The sequence below is a fragment of the Pseudomonas sp. DR208 genome (assembly GCF_019823005.1).
Classification (GTDB): Bacteria; Pseudomonadota; Gammaproteobacteria; order Pseudomonadales; family Pseudomonadaceae; genus Aquipseudomonas; species Aquipseudomonas extremorientalis.
On record NZ_CP081944.1, the window covers coordinates 3,729,661 to 3,741,944 of the forward strand.

Here is a 12,284-nt window from a genome sequence, read left to right on the forward strand (position 1 = left end):
CTTCAGCGGCCACCGCCCAAATCGAGGAACGTCCCGGTGGCATACGACGCCTTGTCCGACAGCAACCAGATAATCGCTTCCGCCACCTCGTCCGGGCGCCCGCCACGGGCCATGGGGATACCGGATTCGAGTTTGCTGACCCGATCAGGGTCGCCGCTAAGGGCATGGAAGTCGGTGTAGATGTAGCCAGGACGCACCGCGTTGACGCGAATGCCCTCACCCGCCACTTCCTTTGACAGACCAATGGTGAAGGAGTCGAGCGCGCCCTTTGACGCAGCGTAGTCGACATACTCGCCGGGCGACCCCAGGCGCGCCGCCACCGACGACACGTTGACAATGCTGCCGCCCTGCCCGCCATGCTTGGGCGACATGCGCAGCACCGCGTGCTTGGCACACAGGATCGGCCCCAGCACATTGGTCTTCATGACTTTCAGGATGCGGAACTCGGACATCTCATCCACACGGGATTTGTGCCCCACAGTGCCGGCATTGTTGACCAATGCAGTGACACGGCCCAGCTCGGTGTCGACGCGATGGAACAGCGCAATCACTTCATCTTCGATGCTCACGTCGGCGCGCACGGTAATCGCCTGGGCGCCCAGGGCGCGGACTTGTTCGAGCACACGGTGGGCAGCCTCTTCGTCAGACTGATAGTTGATGCAAATGCGATAACCCTGGCGAGCGGCCAGCAACGCCGTCTCGGCGCCGATCCCACGGCTGCCCCCGGTGATGATGACGACTTTGTCCATGCGTGCGGTCTCCTGATTCAACCTGATGTTTAGGGCTGGATCCAAGAATACCCGTCACGCACGGCTTTTGTCAGGCGCCAAGGTGTCTTCGGCACGCTGGATGTCGACCATGAACTCTTCCGCCGGCAACGGATGGCCCAGCAGGTAACCTTGCAGGGAGTTACACCCCAGGCGCGTGAGAAAGTTCTGTTGCACATCGGTTTCCACCCCTTCGGCAACAATACGCAGGCCCAGGGCCTGGCCGAGGGCAACAATGGCCGAGACGATGGCGGCATCATCGCTGTCGTGTTCCAGGTCGCGTACAAACCCACGGTCGATCTTCAACTCGTTGGCCGGCAGGCGCTTGAGGTACATCAGGCTGGAATAACCGGTGCCGAAGTCGTCGATGGACAGATCGACGCCCATGTCCGACAACTGCTGCAACACCGTCATGCTCGCATCGGCGTCGCTCATGGCGGTGGTCTCGGTGATTTCCAGGGTCAGGCTGTTGGCCGGCAACCGATGACGTTCCAGGGCCTCGGCCACGCTCTTGACCAGCCCGGCGTGGCAGAACTGCAGCGCCGACAGGTTCACGGCGATACGCCAATCTTCATAGCCCTGGGCGTACCACAGGCTCATTTGGCGACACGCTTCATCGAGTACCCATTCGCCGATGGGGATGATCAACCCGGTCTTTTCCGCCAGTTCGATAAACGTCGCCGGCAACAACAGGCCCTGCTGTGGATGCTCCCAGCGCAATAGCGCTTCGGCGCCCACCGCAATGCCACTGGCCGCGTCGAACTTGGGCTGGTAGTACAAGCGAAATTGTTGCTGTTCCACCGCATTGCGCAGGTCCTGCAACAACTGCAATTGCTTGCGCGCGTTGGTGTTCATCGACGCATCAAAGAAGCTGTAGCCGTTCTTGCCCACGCCCTTGGCGTGGTACATCGCCGCGTCGGCGTTCATCAGCAGTTCCTGGGGGCTGTTGCCGTTGCCTGGGAACATGGCGATACCCACGCTGGCGGAGATCTTCAGCTCATGTTCGGCCACCTGGAAGGCGCGGTTGATCAGCAGCACCTGACGCTCGGCCAGGCCGAGGGCATCGTCCGGCTGGGTCAGTTGCACCAGCAATACGAACTCATCGCCGCCGATGCGCGCCAGGGTGTCGTGGCTGCGCAAGTCTTCGCGCAGGCGCTGGCCGACTTCGCGCAGCAACTGGTCGCCCAGATGGTGGCCAAAAGCATCGTTGACCGGCTTGAAGCCGTCCAGGTCGATAAACATCAGCGCAAAACAGCCGCCCTGCTCTTTCACCGCCTGCATGGCTTGCTGGATGCGGTCGGCAAGCAAGGTGCGGTTGGGCAGGCCGGTGAGCATGTCGTGCAGGGCCAGGTGGGTCAGTTCCTGGTTGGCCTGGCTCAGGGAGTCGGCGAGAACCGCTGTGCGCGCTTCCAGGCGTGCGTCGAGCAACGACGTCAGCAAGGCGATGGCCAGCACCGCCAGGGTGGTAACCAGCACCAGGTTATCCAGGCCCTTGCCGCTCAAACCGTTCAGTGCCGCGCCGCAGAAGCTCTCATCGGCAAAGCGTGCGGCTGCCATGCCAGTGTAATGCATACCGACGATGGCAAACCCCATCACCACCGCCGCGCCACCCCGGGCCAGGCGCACATACGGCGTATTGCGGCGCAGATTATGGGCGATCCACAACGCTGCACCGGAGGCTACCACCGCAATCAATAACGAAGCGCCAAACAGCGTCGGGTCGTAGTCGATGCCCGGCATCATGCGCATCGCCGCCATGCCGGTGTAGTGCATGCAGGCAATGCCGGTGCCCATGATCAGCGCCCCCAATCCCAGCTGCCAGGCCGGCAGGCGCGGTTGGCTGACCAGCCATAAGGCAAAGCCGCTGGACAGCACCGCAATCAGCAACGACAGCGCGGTAATCCCCAGGTCGAAGCCCAGGGCAAACGGTAAACGTAGCGCCAGCATGCCGATGAAGTGCATCGACCACACTCCCACTCCCATCGCCATGGATCCGCCAGTGATCCATAAGTAAACGGCGCGTCCCTTGGCGGTGGCGATGCGCCCGGAAAGGTCCAGTGCGGTATAGGAAGCGAGGATCGCGACGAACAGTGAGATCACGACCAGTGAGGGCGAATAACTACCGATGAGCATGGGACTTCTCGTGCGCAGCGAGCCCGAGAGGCCCGTGCGAAATGGCAAAGCGGGCGATTGTAGCGAGAATAATTCTCGGGCAGTTGATTAATTACCAGAGGGCCATCAGTGGCATTTTGACGCCAATCATATGACTTAAAAACGACTCAAATCCGAGGGTTTGTCTAGGCCAACTGTGCCAGCAGCCCGCTCACCACAACAAGCCCACCCATGGGATCGAGTTCATCTTCAATTTTTGTCGGCAATCGGCGTCTGCCCGTCCCAGCCACCGCCCAAGGCGGCGATCAGTTGTACACTGGCCACCAGGCGCGTCTGCAGCAAGGTCAATACCGTGCGCTCATTGCTCAAGGCTGTGGCTTGCACAGTGACCACATCCAGGTAGGCAATCAGCCCGGCCTTGTACTGGTTCTGGGTCAGGCGTAACGATTCACGGGCGGCTTCCAGTGCTTCATTGCTGACCACCGCTTCGTCCTCCAGCACCTTGAGCTGCACCATGTAGTTTTCCACTTCGCGGAAACCATCCAGCACGGTCTGGCGGTACTTGGCCACCGTCTCGTCATAGGAGGCTACGGTACGGTCGACTTCCGCCGAGCGCTGGCCACCATCGAACAGCGTCATGGCCAGCTTCGGCCCTACCGACCAGAAGCGGTTCGGCAGGCTGATCCAGTCGGCGTACGTGCTGCTGGAGTAACCACCGGCCAGGCTCAGGGTCAGGTCCGGGTAGTAGGCGGCCTTGGCCACGCCGATATTGGCGTTGGCGGCGATCACCGAGCGTTCGGCCGAGGCGATGTCCGGGCGACGCTCAAGCAGTTGCGACGGCAGGCTCACCGGGATCTGCGGCAGCGCCGGAATGTCCTTGCTCACCGCCAGGTTGAAGTTGGCCGGCGCCTCGCCAATCAGTACCGCAATCGCGTTTTCCAGCTGGGCGCGCTGCCAGATCAGGTCGATCAGGCTGGCCTGGGTGGTCTTGAGCTGGGTCTGCGCCTGGGCCACCGCGTCCTTGCCGGAAACACCGGCGCGGTACTGGTTTTCGGTCATTTGCAGTGAGCGCTGATAAGTCTCCAGGGTCGCTTGCAGCAGGCGCGTCTGTTCATCCATGACGCGCAGTTGCAGGTAGCTTTGCACCAGTTCCGACTGCTGGCTCAGGCGCATCGCCGCCAGGTCCGCCGAGCTGGCTTCGGCACTGGCCTCATTGGCTTCCAGGCCCCGGCGCAGCTTGCCCCAGATGTCCGCTTCCCAGCTCACGCCCAACTGGGCATTGAGGGTGTCGCGGATACCGCTGCTGGAACTGCTCAGGCTGGCGCTGCTGCTGCCGGTGCCCTGGCTGGCGCGCGTTTTCCCGGCACTCAGGTCGACGGTGGGGTAAAACGCCCCACGGGAACTGCGCACCAGTGCCTGGGCCTGGCGAAAGCGCGCTTCGGCTTGGGCCACGGTCTGGTTGGAACTGTTCAGGCGCAGCACCAGCTCATTGAGCTGGCGGTCACCGTACAACTCCCACCAGGCGCCACGGGCCAGGGAATCACTGGGGGTGGCCTGGCGCCAACCCTTGGCTTCCTTGAATTGCGCCGGCTCGACCACTTCCGGGCGTTTGTAGTCGGGGCCGACGGCGCAGGCGCTGAGCAACACGCCGCAGAGCACCAGGCTCGCCACGCGGGAGCCCCGGAACAGGGCCAATCGGGCAAAGGTTGAATCGGTCATAGCGCAGTGTCCAGGGCAGCATCGGTCCGCACGCCGCGCCAGGCGTTGAAGCGGTGGCGCGCGCGGTCGAGATAAAGGTAAACCACCGGGGTGGTGTAAAGGGTCAGGACCTGGCTGAACACCAGGCCACCGATAATGGTCAGGCCCAGAGGACGGCGCATTTCCGCGCCATCGCCCGCCCCCAGCAGCAACGGCAAGGCGCCGAGGATTGCCGCCAGGGTGGTCATCAGGATCGGGCGCAAGCGCAGCAGGCAGGCACTGCGAATCGATTCGAGCGGCCCCATGCGGTCATTGCGTTCCAGCTGCAGCGCCAGGTCGATCATCAGGATCGCGTTTTTCTTCACCACCCCAATCAACAGGAACAGGCCCAGCAGGGAGATCAGGCTGAACTCGCCTCCCGTCAGGTAAATGGCGAGCATGGCGCCGACACCCGCCGAGGGCAAGGTCGAGAGAATGGTCAGCGGGTGAATGTAGCTTTCGTACAGAATGCCCAACACCAGGTACACCGCCACCAGCGCGCCGAGGATCATGAACGGCTGGCCCTTCTGCGTGGCCGCGAAGGCATCGGCGGTACCGGCCATCTTGGCAATCACGTCTTCCGGCAAGCCGACCTTGGCAATCGCCCGTTCGATGGCGGCCGTACCCTGCTCCACCGTCACGCCGGGCGCCATGTCGAAGGCGATGTCTTCCGAGGCGAACTGGCCTTCGTGGCTGACGCGGTCGTCGGCCAGGCTGTTCTCATAATGGGCGATGGTCGACAACGGCACCCGTGCGCCCGTGGACGTGATCACCTGCATCTGGTTGAGGGTGATTGGGTCCTGGGCATATTTCGGGTTGACCTCCATCACCACCTGATACTGGTTGAGGCTGTCGTAGATGGTCGAAATCTGCCGCTGGCTGTACGCGTTGTTCAGTACGGCGGTGACCATGTTCATGTCGATCCCCAGGCGCTTGGCCTGGTCGCGGTCGACAATCAACGTGACCTGCGCCGCACCGCGACCTTCACGGGCGTCGATGGCGGTGAGTTCCGGCAACTCGCGCAACGCCGCGACCACTTTCGGGTACCACAGGCGCAACGCCGCCAGGTCGCCGCTTTGCAGGATGTAGGAATACTGCGCACTGGTCTGGTCGCGGCTACCGCCGAATTGCAGGTCCTGGTCGGCCATCAGGAACAGGCGCCCGCCCGGCACCAGCGGCACATCCTTGCGCAGACGCTCGATCACCGCCTGGGCGGAGACCTTGCGTTCGCTGATGGGCTTGAGGCGTACCAGCATCACCGCGTTGTTGGTGCCGTTGTTGCCGCCGATGAAGCCGGCCACGCTGAGCACCGCCGGGTCCTTGAGCACCGCCTTGCGGAAGGTCTCCATTTTCGGCTGCATCACGCTGAAGGACAGGCCGTCGTCACCGCGCACAAAACCGATCAATTGGCCGGTGTCCTGCTGGGGCATGAAGGTTTTCGGCACCACCACGTACAGCGCCACGTTCATGCCGATGGTCAGCAACAGGCTGAGCAGGGTCAGGCGCCGATGGCGCAGCACCCAGTCCAGGCTGGTGGCGTAGCCGGCGACCATGCGGTCGTTGATCTTCTGGCTCCAGCGTTGCAAACCGGTCATCTGCGTTTTGACGTGGGGTTTCAGCCAGCGCGCGCAGAGCATCGGGGTCAGGGTCAGCGAGACAATCAACGACACAATGATCGCCGCCGACAGGGTGATGGAAAACTCGCGGAACAGGTTGGTGACAATCCCGCCCATGAACAGGATGGACAGGAACACCGCCACCAGCGACACGTTCATCGACAGCAAGGTAAAGCCGACTTCCTGTGCGCCCAGGTACGCCGCCTTCATCGGCGGCACGCCTTCGTCGATGTGCCGGGAGATGTTCTCCAGCACCACGATGGCATCGTCCACCACCAGGCCGGTGGCCAGGATCAACGCCATCAGCGAGAAGTTGTTCAACGAGAACCCGTACAGGTACATCACCGCAAAGGTGCCCACCAGCGACACCGGCACCGCCAGGGTCGGGATCAGCGAGGCGCGGAAATTCCCCAGGAACAGGTACACCACCAGGATCACCAGCCCCACGGCAATCAGCAAGGTCATCTCGGCTTCATGCAAGGTGGCGGTGATCACCGGCGAGCGGTCCATGGCCAGGCTCAGCTTGACGCTGGACGGCAGCACCGCCTGCAACGCCGGCAACTGCGCCTTGATCTGCCGCACCGTCTCGATGATGTTGGCACCGGACTGGCGGTTGATCACCAGCAGTACCGCCGAGTCGTTATTGAAGAAGCCGCTGTTATAGCGGTCTTCCACACCGTCGCTGATCTTGGCCACATCCCCAAGGCGCAGGGCAGCGCCGTTCTGGTAGCGAATCAGCAGCGGCTCGTAGTCCTTGGCCTTTTCCAACTGGTCGTTGGCCTGGATCTGCCAGTTACGCTCATTGTCTTCCAGCGAGCCCTTGGGCCGGCGCTGGTTGGCGTTGGCGATGGTGTTGCGCACATCATCGAGGGCCACGCCGTACTGGTCGAGAGCCTTGGGCTCCAGCTCGATGCGCACGGCCGGCAGGGAGCTGCCGCCGATCTGCACTTCGCCCACACCCGGAACCTGCGAGAGGCTCTGGGAAAGAATGGTCGAGGCCAGGTCGTACAACTGGCCCTTCTGCAACACGTCCGAGGTCAGCGACAGCACCATGATCGGCGCCTGGGACGGGTTGATCTTCTTGTAGGTGGGCATGCTGCGCATGCCGCTGGGCAGCAGGTTGCGCGAGGCGTTGATCGCCGCCTGCACTTCCCGCGCCGCGCCGTTGATGTCGCGGTCGGAATCGAACGCGAGGATCACCCGGGTGGAGCCCTGGCTCGACGAACTGCTCATGGTGGTGATGCCGGCAATCGCGCCGAACGAACGCTCCAGCGGCGTGGCCACGGTAGACGCCATCACTTCGGGGCTGGCGCCGGGCAAGCTGGCCGATACCACGATCACCGGAAAATCGATCTGCGGCAGTGGCGATACCGGCAGCAGGTTGAAGCTGACACCGCCGAGCAACAGGATCGCCAGGCTCAGCAGCATGGTCGCGACCGGCCGGCGGATGAAAGGTCCGGACAGGTTCATGACTCAACCGGCTCCAGGCTTTGCGGCTCTTTGCGCCAGCGGCGGCCGAGGCGATCGAAGTACAGGTAGATCACCGGGGTGGTGAACAGCGTCAACACCTGGCTCACCAGCAGACCGCCGACCATCACCAGGCCCAGCGGTTGGCGCAATTCCGCGCCGGAACCGGTGGCCAGCATCAACGGCACCGCGCCGAACAACGCCGCCAGGGTGGTCATCAGGATCGGCCGGAAGCGCAGCAGCGCCGCCTGGTAAATGGCGGTCTGCGGGTCGAGGCCCTGGTTGCGTTCAGCGTCGAGGGCGAAGTCGATCATCATGATCGCGTTCTTCTTGACGATACCGATCAACAGAATGATGCCGATGATCGCGATCATGCCCAGGTCATTGCCGCTGAGCAGCAAGGCCAGCAACGCCCCTACCGCCGCCGATGGCAAGGTCGAGAGAATGGTGATCGGGTGGATGTAACTCTCGTAGAGCACACCCAGCACGATGTACATGGTGACCACCGCCGCCAGGATCAGCAGCAAGGTGCTCGACAGCGACGCTTCGAACGCCTGGGCTGCGCCCTGGAACTGAGTCTGCACGCCCACCGGCATACCGATGTCTTTCTGGGTCTGGTTGATCAGCTCCACGCCTTTGCCCAGCGCGACGCCGGGGGCCAGGTTGAACGACATCATCACCGCCGGGAACTGGCCGATATGGGCAATCGCCAACTGCGCCTGACGCTGTTCCACATGGGCCAGGCTGGACAAGCGCACCTGGCCGCCATCGGTGGTTTTCACGTGGATCTGGTTCAGCGCGTCCGGCCCGAGGGTTTCGCCGGACTGGGCCTGCAACACCACGCGGTACTGGCTGGCCTGGGTGTAGATGGTGGAAATCTGCCGCTGGCCGAAGGCGTCGTACAGCGCATCGGTGATGGTCGATACGCTCACGCCCAGGCGCGAGGCCGCATCGCGGTCGATCACCAGGTACACCTGCAGGCCTTTGTCCTGCAGGTCGCTGGCCACATCAGTGAGTTCCGGCAACTGGCTGAGCGCATGCACCAGCTTGTCGCTCCACAGCGCCAGCAGCTCGGCGTCCGGCGAGGACATGCTGAACTGGTACTGGGTACGGCTCACACGGTCTTCGATGGTCAGGTCCTGCACCGGCTGCATGAACAGGCGGATGCCCACCAGCTTGTCGATCTCCGGCTGCAAACGGGTGATCACCTGGGCTGCGCTCAAGTCACGCTGGCCGTGGGCCTTGAGGTTGATCAACAGGCGCCCGCTGTTGAGGGTAGCGTTATCGCCGTCCACACCAATATACGACGACAGGCTTTCCACCGCCGGATCGGCCAGGATGATCTTGGCCAGCTCCTGCTGGCGCTGGCTCATGGCGGCAAAGGAAATCGACTGCGGTGCTTCGGAAATGCCCTGGATCACGCCGGTATCCTGCACCGGGAAGAACCCCTTGGGCACCACCAGATACAGGAATACAGTGAGTCCCAGTGTCGCGATGGCCACCAGCAGGGTCAGTGGTTGGTGCTTGAGCACCCACTGCAACATGCTCCCGTAACGCGCAATCAACCAATCGATCCAGGCACCGCTGGCCTTGTAGAAACGCCCCTGCTCTTCCTCCTTTGGCTCACGCTTGAGCAAGCGCGCGCACATCATCGGCGTGAGGGTCAGGGACACCACCAGGGAAATCAGGATCGCCACCGCCAGGGTAATGGCGAACTCACGGAACAGGCGCCCGACCACGTCGGCCATGAACAGCAGCGGGATCAACACTGCAATCAGCGACAGCGTCAGAGAAATCAGGGTGAAACCGATCTGCTTGGCGCCCTTGAGGGCGGCGGCCAATGGTGTTTCGCCTTCCTCGATATAGCGGGAAATGTTCTCCAGCATCACGATCGCGTCATCCACCACGAACCCGGTGGCGATGGTCAGCGCCATCAGCGTCAGGTTGTTGATGGAGAATCCGGCCAGGTACATCACGCCAAAGGTGCCCACCAGCGACAGCGGCACGGCGATGGACGGGATGATCGTTGCACTGACCCGGCGCAGGAACAGGAACGTCACCATGACCACCAGGGCGATGGCGATGAGCAATTCGTGTTGCACATCCTTGACCGAGGCGCGGATGGTCTGGGTACGGTCGGTGAGCACCGTCACATCGAGGCCGGCCGGCAGGTTGTCGGTGATGCTGGGCAGCAATGCCTTGATGCGGTCCACCACCTCGATCACGTTGGCACCCGGCTGGCGCTGGATATTCAGCAGCACCGCCTGGTTTTCATTGGCCCAGGCGGCAAGGCGTTCGTTTTCAGCGCCGTCGACGATCTGCGCCACGTCCTTGAGGCGCAATGGCGCGCCGTTGTTGTAGGCCAGGATCAGTTCGGCATATTGCGCGGGCGAGACCAACTGGTCGTTGGCATCGAGCATCGACACACGGGTCGGCCCGTCGAAGTTGCCCTTGGGCTGGTTGACGTTGGACGCGGCGATCAGCGTGCGCACATCGGACAGGTTCAAGCCGTTGGCCGCCAGGGCCTCGGGGTTGACCTTGATGCGCACCGCCTGGCGCTGGCCGCCGGCGATGCTGACCATGCCGACGCCGCTGATCTGCGCGATTTTCTGCGCCATCCGCGTATCCACCAGATCATTGAGCTTGGGCAGCAGCATGGTCTTGGAGGTGATCGCCAGGGTCAGCACCGGGGTGTCCGCCGGGTTGACCTTGTTGTACACCGGCGGCGCCGGCAGGTCCTTGGGCAGCAGGTTGGTGGCCGCGTTGATCGCGGCCTGCACCTGCTGCTCGGCGACATCCATATTGATGTCGAGGTTGAAACGCAGGGTCAGCACCGACGCTCCGCCGGAACTGGTGGAGGCCATCTGTGTAAGGCCGGGCATTTGCCCGAACTGGCGCTCCAGCGGTGCGGTGACCGCACTGGTCATCACGTCCGGGCTGGCCCCGGGGTACAGGGTCATCACCCGGATCGTCGGGTAATCCACCTGGGGCAAGGCCGACACCGGCAACAAGCGGTACGCGATGATGCCGGCCAGGACAATGGCCAGCATGCTCAGCGTAGTGGCGACCGGGCGAAGGATAAACAGCCGCGACAGGTTCATGAACCGACCTTTTGCGCCTTGCCGGCGGTGGCACCGGTCTCCCCTTTAGCCGCAGGCTTGCCTTGCAAGTGTTCGGTCGGGGTGGTCGGCACTTCGCTGCTGTCGTTGACCACTTCGATCTCGCTGCCGTCCTTCAAGCGGTCGGTGCCTTCCAACACCACGCGGTCGCCAGCCTTGAGGCCCTCTTTGATCACCGTGTTGTCGCCATCGGAATCACCGACCACCAGGGGCTGCATCTTGACCTTCTTGTCACCGTCCAGCACGTAGACGAAGGTTCCGGTGTTGCCAAACTGGATCGCCGCCGACGGCGCCAGCACCACGTTATGCAGGGTATCGGCCAGCAAGTGCACATTGACGAACTGGTTGGGGAACAGCGCCTGGTCCTTGTTATCGAAACGCGCCTTGAACTTCAGGGTGCCGGTGGTGACGTCTATCTGGTTGTCCAGGCTTTGCAGCACGCCGGTGGCCTGCTTCTTCACGTCGCCACGGTCCCAGGCCTCTACCGGCAGCTTGTTGCCGGCGTGGTAGCGGGTGAGCACGGTTTCCAGGGTGTTTTCCGGCAGGGTGAAGGCCACGCTGATCGGTTGTGTCTGGGTGATCACCGCGAGTGAGGTGGTGTCGTTGGCCGCCACCAGGTTGCCTACGTCGACCTGGCGCAGGCCCACGCGGCCGCTGATCGGTGCGCGGATCTTGGTGAATTCGAGGTTGAGCTTGGCGTCATCCACCGCGCCCTGGTTGGTCTTGACCGTGCCCTGGTATTGCAGGACCAGCGCTTCGGCGGTGTCCAGGGTCTGCTTGGCGATGCTGTCCTGGGCGTACAGGTCGCGGTAACGCTGCACATCGACCTGGGCGTTCTTCAACTGGGCCTGGTTCTGCATCAGCGTGCCCTGGGCCTGGAGCAAGGCGTTCTGGTAGCTGCGCGGGTCGATCTCGGCGAGCAGGTCGCCAGCCTTGACCATCTGGCCTTCCTCAAAGGCAATCTTCACCAGCTCGCCGCCTACCCGGCTGCGCACATTGATGGTGTTGAGCGCGGTCACCGTGCCCAGCGCCTTGTAGTACACCGGGAACTCCCCCAGCACGGCGGGCGCCACGCGCACCGGTATCGGGCCGGCGGAGCCGCCGAACCCCGGGCGCATCATCCCCGTCTTGCCGGCATGGCCCGCGGGCTTTTCGGCGCCATCCTTATGGCTGCCGGGCCAGAACTTCCAGCACAGGCCGGCGATAACCAGCAGCACAAGCAGGCCGAACAGCCAGCGGCGGGACTTACGAGGGGAGGATTGCATGGAGTGATCAACCATTGGGCGCGAGAGCTTCTTCTTTGGGAGGCTGAAAGATAAGCACTGGGGCGCATTTAGAAAAGCGCCTTTACCGGCTATTTACCTTGGGCTTACAACTTTTAACTTCTGATCTTAGTCTGCCCGCTATTTCGCTAAGCAGTTGAGACACAAATAAAAACGGCCTGGACTAGGCCAGGCCGCAATCAT

The 12,284-nt window shown here is 62.8% G+C and carries 6 protein-coding genes; all 6 read right to left on the reverse strand.

Annotated elements, in window-relative coordinates:
* Positions 1-2: 2 nt before the first annotated feature.
* Positions 3-749 carry an SDR family oxidoreductase gene (locus K5K89_RS17015; protein WP_071490590.1) on the reverse strand — a complete coding sequence of 249 codons (747 nt, stop codon included), beginning with the start codon at positions 747-749 and terminating at the stop codon, positions 3-5.
* A gap of 54 nt (positions 750-803) precedes the next feature.
* A complete protein-coding gene (locus tag K5K89_RS17020; protein ID WP_222539861.1) occupies positions 804-2,900 on the reverse strand; it encodes a putative bifunctional diguanylate cyclase/phosphodiesterase in 2,097 nt (698 codons plus the stop codon).
* 228 nt (positions 2,901-3,128) lie between these two features.
* On the reverse strand, positions 3,129-4,598 hold the full coding sequence (locus K5K89_RS17025; RefSeq protein ID WP_222539862.1) for an efflux transporter outer membrane subunit: 1,470 nt from the start codon (positions 4,596-4,598) through the stop codon (positions 3,129-3,131).
* Positions 4,595-7,702 carry an efflux RND transporter permease subunit gene (locus K5K89_RS17030; RefSeq protein WP_071490593.1) on the reverse strand — a complete coding sequence of 1,036 codons (3,108 nt, stop codon included), beginning with the start codon at positions 7,700-7,702 and terminating at the stop codon, positions 4,595-4,597. The genes K5K89_RS17025 and K5K89_RS17030 overlap by 4 nt, the downstream gene beginning before the upstream one ends.
* Positions 7,699-10,800: an MdtB/MuxB family multidrug efflux RND transporter permease subunit gene (locus tag K5K89_RS17035; RefSeq protein WP_071490594.1), complete on the reverse strand. Its 3,102-nt coding sequence runs from the start codon at positions 10,798-10,800 to the stop codon at positions 7,699-7,701. Before K5K89_RS17035 ends, K5K89_RS17030 begins: the two co-directional genes overlap by 4 nt.
* Positions 10,797-12,098 (reverse strand): MdtA/MuxA family multidrug efflux RND transporter periplasmic adaptor subunit, encoded by a 1,302-nt coding sequence (locus K5K89_RS17040; protein ID WP_071490595.1) that lies wholly within the window; start codon positions 12,096-12,098, stop codon positions 10,797-10,799. The genes K5K89_RS17035 and K5K89_RS17040 overlap by 4 nt, the downstream gene beginning before the upstream one ends.
* Positions 12,099-12,284: the final 186 nt, after the last annotated feature.

Bases quoted from the DNA above. Each gene is read 5' to 3' on its own strand.
- K5K89_RS17015 (WP_071490590.1), bottom strand. From the start codon at position 749: ATGGACAAAGTCGTCATCATCACCGGGGGCAGCCGTGGGATCGGCGCC.
- K5K89_RS17020 (WP_222539861.1), bottom strand. From the start codon at position 2,900: ATGCTCATCGGTAGTTATTCGCCCTCACTGGTCGTGATCTCACTGTTC.
- K5K89_RS17025 (WP_222539862.1), bottom strand. From the start codon at position 4,598: ATGACCGATTCAACCTTTGCCCGATTGGCCCTGTTCCGGGGCTCCCGC.
- K5K89_RS17030 (WP_071490593.1), bottom strand. From the start codon at position 7,702: ATGAACCTGTCCGGACCTTTCATCCGCCGGCCGGTCGCGACCATGCTG.
- K5K89_RS17035 (WP_071490594.1), bottom strand. From the start codon at position 10,800: ATGAACCTGTCGCGGCTGTTTATCCTTCGCCCGGTCGCCACTACGCTG.
- K5K89_RS17040 (WP_071490595.1), bottom strand. From the start codon at position 12,098: ATGGTTGATCACTCCATGCAATCCTCCCCTCGTAAGTCCCGCCGCTGG.